The sequence below is a fragment of the Apibacter sp. B3935 genome (genome assembly GCF_009827705.1).
Lineage (GTDB): Bacteria > Bacteroidota > Bacteroidia > Flavobacteriales > Weeksellaceae > Apibacter.
Genome location: NZ_WINL01000004.1, coordinates 41,243 through 57,942 on the forward strand (window position 1 = coordinate 41,243; position 16,700 = coordinate 57,942).

At 30.4% G+C, this 16,700-nt stretch carries 13 protein-coding genes and 1 tRNA gene; 4 read left to right on the forward strand and 10 right to left on the reverse strand.

The window, feature by feature from the left end; genetic code table 11:
• Nucleotides 1-6 precede the first annotated feature (6 nt).
• The gene (locus GFV00_RS08400) at nucleotides 7-990 is read right to left on the reverse strand and encodes an aldo/keto reductase (protein WP_105296448.1); all 984 of its coding nucleotides are present in this window, start codon (nucleotides 988-990) and stop codon (nucleotides 7-9) included.
• Nucleotides 991-1,561: 571 nt separating this feature from the next.
• On the opposite strand from GFV00_RS08400, the gene GFV00_RS08405 reads away from it, so the two are divergent.
• The gene (locus GFV00_RS08405; protein WP_160542964.1) at nucleotides 1,562-3,754 is read left to right on the forward strand and encodes a glutamine synthetase III; all 2,193 of its coding nucleotides are present in this window, start codon (nucleotides 1,562-1,564) and stop codon (nucleotides 3,752-3,754) included.
• Nucleotides 3,755-4,010: 256 nt separating this feature from the next.
• Entirely contained in the window at nucleotides 4,011-5,648 is a 1,638-nt protein-coding gene (locus GFV00_RS08410) for a fumarate hydratase (RefSeq protein ID WP_160557784.1), read from the forward strand.
• 80 nt (nucleotides 5,649-5,728) lie between these two features.
• Here the strand turns inward: GFV00_RS08410 and GFV00_RS08415 are convergent, their stop codons facing one another.
• From GFV00_RS08415 to GFV00_RS08430, 4 genes are all read right to left on the reverse strand, one after another.
• Nucleotides 5,729-6,673, reverse strand: a complete 945-nt coding sequence (locus tag GFV00_RS08415; RefSeq protein ID WP_160557783.1) for a carbohydrate kinase — start codon at nucleotides 6,671-6,673, stop codon at nucleotides 5,729-5,731.
• 11 nt (nucleotides 6,674-6,684) lie between these two features.
• On the reverse strand, nucleotides 6,685-7,695 hold the full coding sequence (locus tag GFV00_RS08420; RefSeq protein ID WP_160557782.1) for a LacI family DNA-binding transcriptional regulator: 1,011 nt from the start codon (nucleotides 7,693-7,695) through the stop codon (nucleotides 6,685-6,687).
• Nucleotides 7,696-7,714: 19 nt separating this feature from the next.
• Nucleotides 7,715-9,058, reverse strand: a complete 1,344-nt coding sequence (locus GFV00_RS08425) for a sugar porter family MFS transporter (RefSeq protein ID WP_160557781.1) — start codon at nucleotides 9,056-9,058, stop codon at nucleotides 7,715-7,717.
• Between the two features lie 458 nt (nucleotides 9,059-9,516).
• Nucleotides 9,517-10,095 carry a DUF4136 domain-containing protein gene (locus tag GFV00_RS08430; protein ID WP_160557780.1) on the reverse strand — a complete coding sequence of 193 codons (579 nt, stop codon included), beginning with the start codon at nucleotides 10,093-10,095 and terminating at the stop codon, nucleotides 9,517-9,519.
• Nucleotides 10,096-10,270: 175 nt separating this feature from the next.
• Here GFV00_RS08430 and GFV00_RS08435 point away from each other — a divergent pair, with 175 nt between their 5' ends.
• Complete coding sequence (locus GFV00_RS08435) at nucleotides 10,271-11,044, forward strand: threonine/serine exporter ThrE family protein (RefSeq protein ID WP_160557779.1); 774 nt, start codon at nucleotides 10,271-10,273, stop codon at nucleotides 11,042-11,044.
• Complete coding sequence (locus GFV00_RS08440; RefSeq protein WP_160557778.1) at nucleotides 11,031-11,591, forward strand: threonine/serine exporter family protein; 561 nt, start codon at nucleotides 11,031-11,033, stop codon at nucleotides 11,589-11,591. Before GFV00_RS08435 ends, GFV00_RS08440 begins: the two co-directional genes overlap by 14 nt.
• Before the next feature lie 220 nt (nucleotides 11,592-11,811).
• Here the strand turns inward: GFV00_RS08440 and GFV00_RS08445 are convergent, their stop codons facing one another.
• The 5 genes from GFV00_RS08445 to GFV00_RS08465 all read right to left on the reverse strand — a co-directional run bounded on the left by GFV00_RS08445 (nucleotide 11,812) and on the right by GFV00_RS08465 (nucleotide 16,568).
• A complete protein-coding gene (locus GFV00_RS08445; RefSeq protein WP_160557777.1) occupies nucleotides 11,812-12,822 on the reverse strand; it encodes an acyltransferase family protein in 1,011 nt (336 codons plus the stop codon).
• A gap of 563 nt (nucleotides 12,823-13,385) precedes the next feature.
• A tRNA-Met gene (locus GFV00_RS08450) sits at nucleotides 13,386-13,459 on the reverse strand.
• 71 nt (nucleotides 13,460-13,530) lie between these two features.
• The gene (gene ctlX, locus GFV00_RS08455; RefSeq protein ID WP_221411026.1) at nucleotides 13,531-14,475 is read right to left on the reverse strand and encodes a citrulline utilization hydrolase CtlX; all 945 of its coding nucleotides are present in this window, start codon (nucleotides 14,473-14,475) and stop codon (nucleotides 13,531-13,533) included.
• Nucleotides 14,468-15,388: a dimethylarginine dimethylaminohydrolase family protein gene (locus GFV00_RS08460; protein ID WP_160557776.1), complete on the reverse strand. Its 921-nt coding sequence runs from the start codon at nucleotides 15,386-15,388 to the stop codon at nucleotides 14,468-14,470. Before GFV00_RS08460 ends, ctlX begins: the two co-directional genes overlap by 8 nt.
• Nucleotides 15,389-15,497: 109 nt before the next feature.
• Nucleotides 15,498-16,568, reverse strand: coding sequence for a glycosyltransferase (locus GFV00_RS08465; RefSeq protein ID WP_160557775.1), 1,071 nt, complete (start codon nucleotides 16,566-16,568; stop codon nucleotides 15,498-15,500).
• Between the last annotated feature and the right edge of the window lie 132 nt (nucleotides 16,569-16,700).

A 16,700-nucleotide genomic window follows, 5' to 3' on the forward strand; every position in this document is an offset into this window, starting at 1 on the left:
ATGATTTTATAATTTTGCTAATTCAGAATCGATAAAATCCATTTGTTCTTTGCTGATTTTTACTTCAGCAGCTTTTGCATTTTGTTTTGCTTGTTCTGCATTTCTTGCACCGGCCAAGGCTATAGTAATTCCCGGTTGTTCAGCAGTCCATTTTAGTACTAACTGAGCCAGTGTTGCTCCTTGATCATCTGCAATATGTTTAATTTTAGCCAAGAAATCATCAATTCTTTTAATACTATCCGGTTGGTACATCTTCATGTCCCTTCTAGCATCTCCTTCTTCAAATTTATGATCCGGTTTAATTTTACCGGTTAATAATCCTCTTTCCATTGGACTATAAGCTAAGATAGACTTTTTATTTTTAATACAGTAAGGAACTATATCTTTTTCTATTTTACGATTTAACATGCTATAAGGAACCTGATCGGAAAGTATTTTGCATGCTTTATTTGCTGCTTCAATTTGTGAAGTGGAGCAATTACAAACGGATGCATGACGTACTTTACCTTGCTCGATTAATTTTGCAACTGCTTCAAACGTTTCTTCTATGGGTGTAACGGTTTCCGGCCAGTGCAGTTGATATAGATCTATATAATCGGTTCCTAAACGTTTTAAACTTTGTTCACATTCATAGATAACACTTTCCTTTCCAGCATATTTATATATATCGATATCTTTTCCTGAATTGTCTTTACTGTGCATGGCTAAATCTCCTTTAGCTAAATCCCAACGCATTCCAAATTTAGTTAAAATTTGAACTTTATCTCTAGGAATTCCTTTAATAGCTTCTCCTACTATAGATTCACTGGTTCCCTGTCCGTATATAGGAGCCGTATCGATAGATGTTATTCCTGCATCGTGAGCTGATTTGATTGCTTCAACGGCAACTTTTCTTTCTGTTCCTCCCCACATCCAACCTCCGGCAGCCCAAGCTCCAAAAGTTATTACCGATAAAGATAAATCTGAATCGCCTATTTTTCTATGTTCCATGTTTTTTAGGTTTTTGATTAATTTTAATTATTGTTGTTATTTTTATGTTTTTAATATTATCTTTTATAAGATTTATTTAAAATTATTAATGAAAATATTATACCAACGCAAGATTTTATAAACAAAAATTTTATAATTATCCAGTTTTTATAATTATTTTAAATATTCTATCTTTTTCAATTCTGTTTCTCTCATTTTATTTCATATAAAACCGTATTAAAATATTTTACCCGCAATACAGAGAAAAATTTATCCATTCGTAACGTATTACAAGTTAACTATTTATTAATAAGCTATCTGTTTTTTTTCTTAATAAAGCCCGATAAAAAATAATTGAGTATAAAATAATTTATTTTTTATACATTCTGTTTTTATGACATTCTCATATTAAAATACTTATTACTTGTTTATTTTATTTTATTTATTAAAATTGAAGTTTTTTTTTGATAATATGTTAAGAATTCAATGAATGATTTATTAGAAAATTTCGTTAATAATGTATAAAAAATGAGGGGCATTTGATTTATTTTAATATTATATTTATATTTACCCTCCAAAAAAAATACCTTTTATGTCAACATTACGTTTTTATGCTTTAAAAAGGCTTCCTTATTTACAGCCTAAACATATAGAAATTCCAAAAAAATTATCTGAACTATATTGTGAAAATGTCTTTTCAGAATCCACCATGCGTGAATATCTGACTAAAGAAGCTTATCAAAGCATTTTAGATGCGATAAAATATGGAAAGAAAATCACAAGAGAAATTGCAGATCAGGTTGCTGTTTCCATGAAAGAATGGGCTATGTCTAAAGGTGCTACCCATTATACTCACTGGTTTCAACCTTTAACGGGAGAGACTGCTGAAAAGCATGATTCTTTTTTTAACCCTATTGGAGAAGGTCGGGCCATTGAAAGATTCAGCGGTTCCTTATTAATTCAGCAAGAACCGGATGCTTCCAGCTTCCCTAATGGTGGAATACGTAATACATTCGAAGCAAGAGGTTATACCGCTTGGGATCCGACTTCACCTGCTTTCATTATTGATACAACGTTATGTATTCCTTCAATTTTTGTTTCTTATACCGGTGAGACTTTAGATTATAAAACTCCACTATTACGAGCATTACAATCGGTAGATGAAGCTGCTACTGAAGTGTGTCAAGCCTATTTCGATAAAAATGTAAGCAAAGTTTATTCTACTTTGGGTTGGGAACAAGAATATTTTTTAGTGGATTCTTCACTTTTTCAAACCCGTCCGGATTTGGTTTTAACGGGAAGAACTCTTCTAGGTCACGCCCCTGCGAAAGGACAGCAACTCGAAGACCATTATTTCGGCTCTATTCCAACTCGCGTAAGAAATTTTATGAAAGAGTTGGAAATTGACTGTATGAGATTGGGTATACCTGTAACAACCAGACATAATGAAGTTGCTCCGAATCAATTTGAATTAGCTCCATTATTTGAAGAAGCTAACTTAGCGGTAGATCATAATTCATTATTAATGGATGTCATGAAAAAAGTAAGCCGCAGACACGGTTTAAGCATTTTATTTCATGAAAAACCGTTTGATGGTGTTAACGGAAGCGGAAAACATAATAACTGGTCGCTTTCAACAGATACCGGAGAAAACTTATTGAGTCCCGGAAAGAACCCTAAGAAGAATCTTCAGTTCCTTACTTTTTTCATCAATACTATTAAGGCTGTTCATGACTATGGTGACTTATTACGTTCTTCGATTGCATCGGCAGGTAATGATCACAGGTTAGGTGCTAATGAAGCTCCTCCTGCTATTATTTCTATATTTATTGGATCTCAGTTAACCGCTGTTTTAGATGAATTGGAAAAAGTTACTAAAGGAAAACTTTCTCCGGATGAAAAGACGGATTTAAAATTAAATATTGTCGGAAAAATCCCTGAACTATTACTTGACAATACAGACCGTAACAGAACTTCGCCTTTTGCATTTACCGGAAATAAATTCGAATTCAGAGCTGTCGGATCTCAAGCTAATTGTGGTGAGCCTATGACCGTTTTAAACACTATAATGGCTTATCAATTACAAAAATTCAAAAAAGAGGTTGATGAATTGATTGCTAAAGGACTTAAAAAAGATGAAGCAATATTTAATATTCTTCGAGACTATATTACTGAATCAAGATCTATATTATTTGAAGGAGACGGTTATAGTGAAGATTGGGTGAAAGAAGCGGAAAAAAGAGGATTGGAAAATAAAAAAACTACTCCTGAGGCATTAAAATTTGAGCTAAACAAAAAATATATTGAGCCATTTGAAAAGCTAAATATTTTATCTCACAAGGAAATTGAGGCCAGAAATGAAATCAAATTGGAAAAATATTCTAAAATGATTTCTATTGAAGCTAAAGTATTAGGAGATATGGCTCGTAATCACATTGTTCCTGTGGCTGTTGATTATCAAACTAAATTGATTGAAAATGCAAAAGGCTTAAAAGATATTTTTGGTGAAAATGAAATGAAGTCCATGTGTAAAGAGCAATTGGATCTTATTAAAAATATCTCTTCTCATATTACAGAAATTAAAAGCGGAGTAGATAAATTGTTTAAAGAAAGAGACAAGGCCATCGCTATTTCAGATCCTGCTAAACAAGCTGAAACTTTTTGTAATAAAGTTAAACCTTTATTTGATAAAATCAGAGAACATTCTGATGCGTTGGAAATGCTGATAGACAACGAAATGTGGCCATTAACAAAATATAGAGAATTACTTTTTACATTAAGATAGGCGAAATTGATTTAATTTTCAATAGATATTTATTATAGAGAGGGTTGATGAATTATCAACCCTCTTTTTTAATCTTTTTCTAAATATTTCTCTTATAAAATTGTAAATATAAACCTCTATTTAAAAAAACTTTTTTCCTTTATTTATAATGATTATAAATTTCATAATAGTCTTTAAAAGCGGTAAATGTCATGTTTTATAAATCGATTAATATATAATTTTAGCGCTGTTAAATTTATAAAACTAGGCTTACTATATGGCAACACCGGATTTTAAGTATCAAGAAACTTTTGAACAAGGAAAAGATCTTACAGAATACTATTTACTAACTAAAAATTATATATCAACCTCTACATTTGAAGGAAAAGAAATTCTTAAAATAGAACCGGAAGGTTTAACTCTGCTGGCTCAACATGCATTTCATAATGTTGAATTTTTACTTCGTCCGGAACATCAAAAACAAGTAGCAAGTATACTATCAGATCCGAGCGCCAGTGAAAACGACAAGTTTGTGGCTCTTACTTTTTTACGAAATTCTGAAATCTCAGCTAAAGGAATTCTTCCTTTTTGTCAAGATACCGGAACAGCCATTATTATGGGAAAAAAGGGCCAACAGGTATGGACCGGTGGAAATGATGAAGAAGCTTTATCTAAGGGAGTATACAATACTTTTACATCTGATAATCTGCGTTATTCTCAAAATGCTCCTTTAGATTTATATAAAGAGGTTAATACAGGAACCAATCTTCCCGCTCAAATAGATTTATATGCTGTAAACGGACAGGAATATAAATTTTTATTTGTTGCAAAGGGAGGAGGTTCGGCAAATAAAACTTATTTATATCAAGAGACTAAAGCATTATTAAATCCCGATAAATTATTTCCTTTTTTAGTAGAAAAAATGAAATCGTTGGGTACTGCTGCTTGTCCTCCTTATCATATTGCTTTTGTAATTGGAGGAACATCGGCTGAAACTAACTTGAAAACAGTTAAGCTAGCTTCTACTAAATATTATGATAACTTGGCAACATCAGGAAATGAAGGCGGGCGTGCTTTTCGGGATCTTGAAATGGAAAAAAAGCTATTGAATGCCGCTCGAGAATTAGGGTTAGGCGCCCAATTCGGAGGTAAATTTTTTGCACATGATATCAGGGTTATACGACTACCAAGACACGGAGCGTCTTGTCCGGTTGGAATGGGTGTTTCTTGTTCTGCCGATCGAAATATTAAAGCAAAAATAAATAAAGACGGTATTTGGATTGAAAAATTGGAAGATAATCCTGCCCGATTAATTCCGGAACAATATCAAAAGGCGGGAGAAGCCGGAGGTGTTGCGATTGATTTAAATCGACCGATGAAAGAGATTCTTTCCGAATTGTCCCAATATCCTGTTTCTACTCGGCTATCTTTAACCGGAACTATTATTGTAGGACGGGATATCGCTCATGCGAAACTGCAAGAAAAATTGGATAATGGAGAAGAGTTACCGCAATATATAAAAGATCATCCTATTTATTATGCCGGACCGGCTAAAACACCTGCCGGGTATGCTTCGGGATCTATGGGGCCCACTACTGCCGGAAGAATGGATTCTTATGTGGATTCTTTCCAATCCCATGGAGGGAGCTTAATTATGATTGCAAAAGGAAACAGAAGCCAACAGGTTACAGAAGCTTGTTATAAATACGGCGGTTTTTATTTAGGAAGTATAGGGGGACCTGCTGCAATTCTTGCACAAACTAATATTAAACATTTAGAATGTTTGGAGTATCCCGAACTAGGAATGGAAGCTATTTGGAAAATAGAGGTTGAAAACTTTCCTGCTTTTATTCTCGTGGATGACAAGGGTAATGATTTCTTTCAACAGATAAAAAACACTTCGTGTAACTGCTAATTAATTTTATCTTTATATTTAAAAAGCAGCTTATATTATTAAGCTGCTTTTTATCTATATATAGATAAGATTAGTGTATGCTAATTGATTGTTTGATCTTCTATAAATGTGTTACTGTTTATCGATTTGTCCTGTTTGAATTTTTGGAATTCTTCTAAATCATATACCGGACATGCTCCTATGTGATTGGTTATAAACGCACCCAAAGCTATAGCTTCTTTCATAGCATCTAAATTTGGGAATCCTTGAGCTCGTTTAGCTAAAAATCCGGCCAGAAAAGAATCACCACTACCGACTGTATCTTTTATTTCAACTTGTATGGCTTCTGAATATATATATTGATATTGATCACAATATACCGCTCCTTTACTTCCTTTGGTTACAATTAGTCCATCTAAAGAGAATGTTTTACGAACATATTTAACGGCATCTTCTTCGGATGTATATTCTTTCCCCACCCATTCTAACAAAAGCCTTAATTCTGCCTTATTCATCTTTACTAAATCAGCTTTTTTCATAAAATCGATAATCGATTCTTGAGAAATATATGGGGGTCGTAGATTGATGTCAAAAACTTTATATGGCGCAACTTCTATTAATTTTGACAAAGTGTTTTTGGATAAATTATTTCTGCTTCCTAAACTTCCAAATACAAATCCTTGTGAATTCTTTACTAAATTTTCATATTCATCTTTCCATTCTATAAAGTCCCAAGCTACGGGTTCTACAATGGTATAATGAGCTTCGTTATTTTTATCTATTTCTGCTATTACAGTACCTGTGTTGTATTTATCGCTTATCTGGCATTCTTCTGTCGGAATCGCTGCTTCTTGTACTTTGTTAAGCAATTCTCTGCCTAATTCATCATTTCCAACACAACTAATCATTCTTCCATCAACACCCATTTTATTAAGATGATATGCAACATTAAATGGAGCTCCTCCTATTTTCTTTCCTGATGGGAATATATCCCATAATATTTCTCCAAAACAAATGATGGGCTTCGTATTCATATTATTTTTCATTATATATCTTATTAAGAAGATTGTTTTATTATTAATTTGGAGTTGTATACTCTCGGTTTGAATTTTAAATTTTTATCTTCAATCATGCTGGTAATTATTTCTACAGCTTCTTTGGATATTTCATACAAAGGTTGTTTTATATGACTTACCGGTACTTTAAAGATGTCAAAGGCTTCTGATTCATCAAAGGTAATTAGTGCTAATTCTTCGGGTATTTTTATGTTTAACGTCATTAGTTTTTTAAGTCCTGCCAACGCTAATTTATTTGTTGCAAAAAATAAGGCATCAATGGCTTCTTCTTTTGATAGTAATTCATCTATAGCATGGGAAACTTCTATATCTATTTCCGCTTCATTAATGTATTTTATATTTTCTGATTTAATAGTTAAACCCCTATCCAACACAGCTCTTTTATAACCATTTACTCTTTCATTTATATGAATTAATTCCGTTTGAAATGATAGTATGCCTATATTCTTTTTTCCTTTTTTTATTAAATGTTCTGTGGCTTGATAGGATGCTCCGTAATTATTAGTAGTAATTACAGGTATTTCCATATTATTATTGAAATATCTGTCTATTAAAACTATCGGAGCATTGGTTTTAGCTAAATCCAATATATACTTTTCTGAGCCTTCTACCGGTAGAATTATGAAACCATCTACCTGTCTGGTAAGAAAAATATCTATTAATTGCTGCAATTTTTCTGCGTTTTCATCGGAACTTCCAATTAATATTACATATCCTTTGCTGCTTATCTCATCTTCAATAATCCTTGCTATTTGAGAAGCAAACGGGTTGGCAATATCTGCAACCAACAGAGCAATGGTATGAGTTTTTTTGGCTTTAAGACTTCGCGCTATGCTATTGGGTCGGTAATTAAGTTCTTTAGCTGCATTTTTTATCTTTTCTGCTGTTAGTTTACTTATTCTATCGGTATGACGACCGTTCAAAACATATGAAACCAACGCAGTCGAAACTCCTGCTTTTAAAGCAACATCTTTAATTGAAACTCTTTTCATAGTAATTGTATTTTATAGCTTAGTCAATAAGCCCTAATTCTTTTTCAATTTGTTCTAAAGATTTTCCTTTGGTTTCCGGAATCCAAAATTTAACAAAAATAAAGGCAATTACAGTAAATATTCCAAAAATTCCAAATAATGCACTGTCTCCTAAATTTGCTCGTATAATTGGTGCAAAATATACAGTTAAAAATGTACAACCCCAGCTAACAGCAGTTGAAAAAGACATTGCTAATCCTTTAATTCTATTAGGATAAATTTCGGATATAATTACCCACATTACCGGAGCGAAGGATGCAGCAAAAAAGGAGATATATCCTAATAAGGCTATTAAAACACCCATACTATTTTTTTCAGGTTGTAAGAAAGCATATGTCAAATATCCTAAAGAAACAGCCATTCCAAAAGCTCCCCATAATAAAAGAGTTTTACGACCTTTAGAATCCACTAATTTCAAGGCAACTATAGTCATTAATACATTTACAATTCCCACGATCATGGATTGAAGTAAAGCTGTATCTCCACCTACTCCGGCAGAACGGAAAATATCCGGTGCAAATATTAATACAGCATTTATACCGGTAATCTGCTGGAATGCTGCTATAAGGGTTCCTATTGCAACTATTTTGCCAGTCTTTCCGTTGAATAATTCTTTACTGCTGGCTTTTTCTTTGTTCTTTTCAGCATTTATGGATTTTTCCATTTCAGGAAGTTCGTTTTTAACATAACTCTCTCCTCCTATTTTATTAAGAATTTCTACGGCTTCGTCTTTTTTCCCCTTAGCTAAGAGCCAGCGCGGACTTTCCGGAAATGAGAATACTAAATATAGTAAAAAAATGATTCCGAACAGGGCTGGCACTCCCAACATATACCTCCAACTTTCTTGACCTAAATTAATCAAGAAATAATCAAAAACATAGGCTAAAAAGATACCGATGGTTATTGCAAATTGATTGAATGATACCAACGTTCCTCTTTTATTGGCCGGGGAGATTTCTGAAATATACATGGGGCCTACTACTGAAGTAGCTCCTACAGCGAAACCGGAAAGAACCCTAAAAATAGTTAATCCTATAAAGCTGGTTGCAAAAGCACAACCTAAAGAAGAAATTATATATATAATTGCTGTAATGATCATAACATTTTTACGACCGTATTTTTCAGCAATACTGCCGGTAAAAAAAGCTCCAATTAAGCAACCAATCATTAAAAAACTGGCAACCGTACCTAATCCGCTATCGCTTAAACTGAAATCTTGCTTTATGAGATCATTGGCTCCGGCAATTCCTGCCATATTTAAACCAAATAATAGACCTCCGTTTACTGCAACGAAAGTAATCCAATATAGATATTTTGTATTCATATTACATTTATGTTTGTGGTTTCATGCAGTAAAATTATATCATTTAACCGATTAAATGATTTTATTTGAAATGAGTTATATCATATTAAAGAATGATAATATTTTTATAGGTGTGGAGATTGATAGTACATAATTATACATATTATTTTTTCAAATGATTCAAAAATAATTTTATTAAATGTAAACGAAAATGAATTCTTAAATTTAAATATTGTTAAATTGAAAAAAATGATTCTTTAACTTTAAAAAGATATTTAGTTTAAAAAATATAAATCTTTTATATTTCCGAATTTATTATTTAAACGTTTAAACTTTTGTTATAACATGTTTTATCATTTTTATATGTTAAATGCATCATACAAACTTACTTACTTAAGAAAGCTATATAATCTTAACCTAATAATTCTTTGTACTAATCCTATATATTAATATAGGGGTGATATATCATTAAATTTAAACTAATTGTAATAGTTCGTTTTGCTTGGTTTGGATTTTCTATTTTTCTTAGGCGGATATTTCTTAAACAACAAATTAATTGATGAATTATAAAAGGAAGCTCTAGAAGCAGTAGAGGTATTAAAAGATTTAGAATCTACAACTTTTGATGTCCAAACTAAATTCTTTGTTTTTGCATCATCAAAATCGATTTTAAACGAATAATCAACAATTTTATTATTATTATTTATGGGAATATCTACATTAGTACCTAATCCAAACCAGCCACTTCCTCCTCCAATTCCTAAATTGACCGAACTGTTGGCAGGGTGTGTAAGTTGGGTATAAACTTCCACGGCTACATAAACATCGGGGTTATCAACATCTTTTATTAAACCTTTGGAAAGCAACACCGCATCCAGGTTTTTCATAAAATTGGTACTGTCTATTTTATTATTAAGTTTTACTTTATTATCTGCATAATAATTATAGGTTTTTACTGTAGAAAAATTATATCCTGAATCATAATCTACTGATAGATTATTGGTTTGACATGAAACCAATGTAATTAGTAAAATAAATAACAGCCAATGCGATTTCATATATTTATATAATTTACATTCAACATAAGTAACAAATTTACTAATATTTTAGTCATATTTTACTTGCCTATCTAAATTATGTACCTTTTATGTGATTGTTATCAGGTTTACGTTATTTTATCTCAAAACTCTACTTCCTTGTTATAATTTTACACCTGTTAATTAATACTTCTTTATGACTGATACTTCAATTGAAATAAAATTTGTAAGTGAAGTTATTTCAGATATTGCTATAAGCCTTATCATGAATGGTGCTAATACTTCGCGAACATTAAAAAATACGCAAAGAATAGCCGGGGCTCTTGGTTATGAAGCTGATTTATTTTTTTCGTTATCAGGCGTTGTACTTAGTGTGAGAGATAAGAAAACTCATGTTATGCATACTATAGTTCGTGCTATACCTCATATTGGAGTAAATTTTGAAATTGTTTCCGAGATCAGCATATTATCATGGAGAGTGATTCATGAAGAAATGGATGTGAATGCCGTTAATGAACAATTTAATTCTATAAAGACAATTAATCATTACCCAAAACCCGCCATTTGGTTTTTTGTAGGTCTTGCCGGAGCTAGTTTATGCAGGATTCTTAATGGTAGTTGGATTGAGTTTTTTATAACTTTCCTTGCGACTGTTTTGGGAATCCTTTCCAGACAATTTTTAACTCAAAAAAAATTCAACATTTTTATAATTTTTACTATTGCTTCTTTTACTGCCGTATCTGTGGTGAATATTTTTAGATTAATCACCGGTCTTGATCTTAAAAGTGCTTTTGCTGCCAGTGTTTTATTTTTAATACCGGGTGTGCCTTTAATTAATTCTTTCATAGATATTTTAGAAGGATATGTTACACAAGGTATTGCCAGGGGAATACACGGATCAATGTTAATTTTTGTTATCGCTATGGGCCTATTTTTATCATTATTTTTATTTGGATATGGATTTAATTAATTTTTTTACCGTTTGTGAGAATGTAACTATTTGGGAAAAAGTATTTTGGTCTATGTGGGTATCCATAGGCTTTGCCGTTATATTTAGAACGCCTTACCGTTCGATGTGGGTGGTGGCTTTGTTAGGAGCTATGGGGTTTAGCTGCCGAGCTGTTTTATTACATTATTTTGAAAATCAAATTGTATTTTCAAGTTTTGCCGCTGCCAGCTTAGTAGGTATATCCGGCGTATATTTCGCTCATAGAGTACACACCCCTCCTATTGTATTTACGATTCCCGCTGTCATTAATATTATTCCCGGTAAAATGGGTTATGAGTTTATGATTTCTTTGATCGAGGTTATGACTTTAAAAGAAGGGGAACCTCTGCAATTTAATTATTTAGTAGAAATGCTTGAAAAAGCTACTCGTACAGGGTTTACTTTATTATCACTTGCATTTGGTGTTGTTTTTCCTTTATTAATTTTTAAAACCAGATCAGTTAAACAAACTAATCTTAATCAATTATTATTTAATAAACTGGTTCATATTAAGAAGAAAAATGAATAAATGATATGTTAAGCAAATTGAAAGTCTTATGATATAATAAATTATTTAACTGATTATATTTAATTTATCTTCATATACTTTAATTGAGTTATAAACAAAGTGAAATTAAACAATTTAATTTTTTAATAAATTATTTTTCAATTAGTTTTTGTTAGTTTAATATTATTTAGTAAAAAACAATCATATAGTTTTATATGATTGTTTTTTATGAACTTTTATTTTATTTATTAATTATCTTTTTATTTTTTGAAAAAATCATTTCAATTAATTTCAAAGGATTCATTATTAATTGAATAATTTTTAGCTTAGTTAAAAACAGACATATTAAAGTAATTGTTATAGTTGCTAATATATCTACTATAAGTGATATATGACTAAAATGTTTAGTAACTATCCCCCAATATACAGGATATACAATCATAATATGTAATAAAAGGATACCCAAACTAGCGGAACCAAATTTATAGAATGTATCCGGAATGATATTAAAAAATGCTGCTGAACTAAATATGGCAAAAACAAGAAAAATAATCCTTTGAACTAATCCATCGGTAATGGTAGGAAATACACTATAGGAATATCCACCAAATGTTGTGAATGCATGATAGGTTGTACCATATAAACAAACCCAAATACCAAAAATTGTAAAAAATAATACGGAATATATTTTTTTAATACTTTTTATTCTAAGCCATATATCCTGTGGAGCATAATATCCTACAAAAAAATGAGGTATAAAAACCAAGATTCTTAATGCAGAAACATAATCAGGATGTAAAATAGGATCTATCTTTATAAATCCAACCGATAACGAAATAACCGTTGAAATTAGTAAGCTTGCCCATGCCGGTATATTAAACTTTTTTATTAGTATTATAAAATATCTCCAAAGTATTAATCCCGCAAGATACCAGAGAGGACCTATGGGTAATAGTATATATCGTACGATATTGAAATGCCCGGCAGCCATGGAGGGGATTGAATAAAAAAGCTGAAATAAATAATATACTAAAACAAAGCCTAAGAAGAATTTTTTAAACTTATCCCATGTTAAATTTTTTGAGAAATAACCTGAAATGATTATAAATAAGGGTATTGTAAAGGTTGAAGAAAAAATGTAAATTAAAAGTTTGATTTTAGATGTAAATAAATCATATTCACAAGTATGTGCTAATACAACAAAAAATATTAAAATGAACTTAGCGGAATCTAAAGATTTATTCCTTTCCATAAAAAAATAAAATTATTTAATAATAAACTATTTGTATAATAAATTTAATTTAAAATATAATGATCTGTTTATAAACATATAGATCCGACTGTTAATTATAAATTTAAATATTCTTAAAATTTATAAAAATCTCCAACTTCATATAGATAAATATTTACTTTATTTACCAGCATTTCCAAAGGTTAAAAGCTTCTATATTTTTATAAAAATTGGTCAAATATACATATAAAATGTTAATTCAATTCATATAATATTTATGAGTGAAAAGTAATGATAAAAAACACTTAAACAAATAAAAATCAAAAAAATGTTTATTTTATATTAATAAAATATATATTTTTATATATAATTAAAATATAACTATACTATATATTCTATTTATTTTTATATAAGATCAGTTTTACTTCTTGTTTATTTTTCATTTTTTTTCTCATACCCTATTTTTCCCAAAAAATATAGTGTCGACAAAGTATTGATGGAAAACAAGATGATTAATTACTTTATAATCAAAATATTTTTAAATAAAAAAACCCTCATAATTCTATATGAGGGTTATAATTTTGTAGCGAGGAGCAGACTTGAACTGCCGACCTTTGGGTTATGAATCCAACGCTCTAACCACCTGAGCTACCTCGCCAATTAATTCGAGGTGCAAATATAACGGGATTTCATTAATTTACAAAATTATTTAATAGTAAAAGCCGATTTTTAACTTTCTGCTTTAGGTAAAAATATTTCTGCTAACATACATCGTACGCCTCCGCCGCCGTATTTTTCAATTGTGGGAATATCAAATACCAATATTTGACTGTATTTATTTATGGCATTAATTTGACCTGCATTCAAGGATTGGTAGGCTGTATTGGACATTACTAAAAATCTTTCTTTTTTATCGTTTTCCAGTTGTAAGGTATTTCCTAAAAAATGATTCATTTGTTCTTCTGAAATGATAATCACCTCCTTTTTCGTAGTTTGTAAAAAGTCTATTACTAGTTTTCTTTCTTTAACATCTTGGATAGATTCTTTACAAATTATGGCGAAATCTTCTGCTACGCTCATCATTACATTAGTATGATACACCGGGTATCTTTTACCATTTTTTTCTTGTGTAGAATGAAAAACTACAGGTGAGAATTCCAAATCTTCACAAAACTCTATAAAAAGTTCTTCGTTGGTTCTTTCTGAAATGGCAGCATAAGCGATTTCATTAGTACGATCCAATACCATGCTTCCGGTTCCTTCTAAAAAAATATCTTCCTCTTCAGCCCGGCTGTAATCTATTATTTCATTAATTATAAATCCTTCCTTCTCTATACTATCCAATATATCTTCTCTTCTTTCTACTCTTCTATTTTCAGCATACATAGGATAAAGCACTACTTTACCGTCTGAATGGAAAGAAATCCAGTTATTTGGAAAAATGGAATCCGGTGTATGCGGTTGCTCCTTATCTTTAACAACCAAAACATTTATTCCGAATTTTCTAAGTTTATCAACCATATTTCTGAATTCTTCCTTTGCTTTTTCTTGAATAGATTCTACAGAAACCGAATCATTTTGTTGGAAGAAATTATTTTTTGCTGTTTGATAATTATACCCAAAGGAAACGGGTTCTATCATCAATACGGTATTTGTTATCTGCTTATTACTCATTTGTACGTATTAAAGGTAAAGTGGAACATCTTAGAAGGCCTCCCATTTTTGATATTTCATGGTATGGAACTTTTTCTACTTTTATATTCCATTCGTTTTCCAGAAAATTATTAAGTCTTTCAAATTTATTTTCTGAAATTACCACTTCCGTTGAAATGGAAAATACATTAGTATTCATGTAATACAATTCTTCGTCAGTTACTTCAAAGACATTATTTGTGCCAAAATAATCAAGTAAGAAATGATAGTCTTTTTCATTTGCAAAACCTCCTTTGTAAAGAATAGCTTTATCTTTTCCAACAGGCATAAAGGTGCAATCGAGATGTAAAATTCCGTTTCTCGGGTTTTTATCATCTTTTTTTAACGGTAAATTTATAAAGGTTTTAGTAGGAAATAAATCTTTTAAGTAATCTATAGCATATTGGTTTGTTCTCGCTGTTTTAATATTCGCAAAGTCTTTTCCTTCATAAGCTCCGCAAAAAACAACATCGTTGTGAGGTATAATATCCCCTCCTTCAACTTTTGCTTTTTTAGGAAGATTATAAATATTCTGAAAATATATGGATTTGAATATTTCCTTATAAGCATAGAGTTCTTCTGCTCGATCTGCAATCATATTAGATATAATGATCTTATCTTCTATAACAAAGGCTACATCTCTTGCAAATACTTGGTTATAATCTTTTAAAATTTCGGGAGATAAAACCGTAACATCATATTTTTGAAGGGCTTTTTTAAATTCCTTCATTTCGTGTATTACGTCTTCTTCTATAGGGTAACTGTTGTTTTTTACATTTTCATAAGACTTTGCATCATAAGTTTCATTTAGTTTCGGTGTTTTTCCCATAGAACAGGGTTGACCCAGAACAACCACTTTCAGCTTTGATGTTTCATTTTTTATGTTGAGCTGCATAATATTTCATCTAGTTAATTGATTAAAAAAAATCAAAGTTAGTTCAAATTTACAGAAAATTTATTTTTAAGGAGTTTTACTTTATGTTAACGGGCTTTATTCGCCTAATTTAGTTTTTATTAGCTTCCAAAATTTTTTCATATTGGTGTATGATCTTATCTTTTGAAAATCTATTTTTTATTGAATTTTTTATACGATTTTTATCGTATTTTTTACTTAATGTTATTTTTATCTCCTCTGCAAAATTTTTATGATCTTCAATGGAAATAATTTTTCCATTGACATTTTCTTCAATTATTTCATTGATTCCCCCTTTACAATTATTTGCTAATGAAAATGTTCCGGTTGCTCCTGCTTCTAACAATACATTGGGAAAACCTTCATATCTGGAAGAGAGGATAAATAAATCTGCATTTTTTAAATATGGATAGGGATTAGTTATTTTTCCTAAAAATTTTACATTCTTAATTTGTAAAGAATCTTTTAATTCAATTAATTTTTCTTTATCGTCTCCCTCTCCTATGATATATAAAAATATATTTTCTTTTTTTAGGTATGAAAAAACTTTTAATAGATTTTCAAAGCCTTTACGATAGGAAAGATTGCCGATAGCCACTACATTTTTATAGCCTTCGGAAAATGGAAAATTCATAGGTTCGAGTGATTTTGTTTCAACTGCATCTACATCCACCGGATTATTGATTTTTATAATCTTTTTCTCACGTATTTTTAGGTTGTTTATGAGATCATTTTTCATATCATCACTCTGTGCAATGATTGTATCAAAATTATTATAAAAACGATAAAAAAATCTTATTTCCGGTCGGGTTACATGTTGAGAAACTATATTGGTTTCTCTTGCTATAAAACGTATTTTCGGAAAAAAGGGTATTATGGGTGCTAAATAGGCCGATACTTCACCCCAACCGCCAAAAACAATATCCGGTTTTAAATTTCTAAGAACCTTAACTATGGGAAAAAATGCATTTCTTATTCGAGATGTTTTTATATCTATAATTTCAATATTTTTATCTAAAAGCTCAAGATAATATCCTTCTTTTCTCATTAAAAGGAGCTTTGGAGTAAATTTATTTTTATCCAAATTATTTATAAGCAAAGTAATTATTCTTTCGGCCCCGCCCATATTTAAATCCGGAAGTATAAATAGTATGGTTTTCATTTATGATTTAATCGAATATAATTATCTTATATATATTTCTTTTTAAGGATTTTAATAATACTTTACTATGAAATTTTAAATAATTTTAGGTGAAATGTTTTATTGATAATTTATTCCTTTATAATTAATTTA

What these genes read in the sequence shown, in the direction of transcription:
- GFV00_RS08400 (WP_105296448.1), bottom strand. Translation starts at nt 990, where the DNA reads ATGGAACATAGAAAAATAGGCGATTCAGATTTATCTTTATCGGTAATA.
- GFV00_RS08405 (WP_160542964.1), top strand. Translation starts at nt 1,562, where the DNA reads ATGTCAACATTACGTTTTTATGCTTTAAAAAGGCTTCCTTATTTACAG.
- GFV00_RS08410 (WP_160557784.1), top strand. Translation starts at nt 4,011, where the DNA reads ATGGCAACACCGGATTTTAAGTATCAAGAAACTTTTGAACAAGGAAAA.
- GFV00_RS08415 (WP_160557783.1), bottom strand. Translation starts at nt 6,673, where the DNA reads ATGAAAAATAATATGAATACGAAGCCCATCATTTGTTTTGGAGAAATA.
- GFV00_RS08420 (WP_160557782.1), bottom strand. Translation starts at nt 7,695, where the DNA reads ATGAAAAGAGTTTCAATTAAAGATGTTGCTTTAAAAGCAGGAGTTTCG.
- GFV00_RS08425 (WP_160557781.1), bottom strand. Translation starts at nt 9,058, where the DNA reads ATGAATACAAAATATCTATATTGGATTACTTTCGTTGCAGTAAACGGA.
- GFV00_RS08430 (WP_160557780.1), bottom strand. Translation starts at nt 10,095, where the DNA reads ATGAAATCGCATTGGCTGTTATTTATTTTACTAATTACATTGGTTTCA.
- GFV00_RS08435 (WP_160557779.1), top strand. Translation starts at nt 10,271, where the DNA reads ATGACTGATACTTCAATTGAAATAAAATTTGTAAGTGAAGTTATTTCA.
- GFV00_RS08440 (WP_160557778.1), top strand. Translation starts at nt 11,031, where the DNA reads ATGGATTTAATTAATTTTTTTACCGTTTGTGAGAATGTAACTATTTGG.
- GFV00_RS08445 (WP_160557777.1), bottom strand. Translation starts at nt 12,822, where the DNA reads ATGGAAAGGAATAAATCTTTAGATTCCGCTAAGTTCATTTTAATATTT.
- ctlX (WP_221411026.1), bottom strand. Translation starts at nt 14,475, where the DNA reads ATGAGTAATAAGCAGATAACAAATACCGTATTGATGATAGAACCCGTT.
- GFV00_RS08460 (WP_160557776.1), bottom strand. Translation starts at nt 15,388, where the DNA reads ATGCAGCTCAACATAAAAAATGAAACATCAAAGCTGAAAGTGGTTGTT.
- GFV00_RS08465 (WP_160557775.1), bottom strand. Translation starts at nt 16,568, where the DNA reads ATGAAAACCATACTATTTATACTTCCGGATTTAAATATGGGCGGGGCC.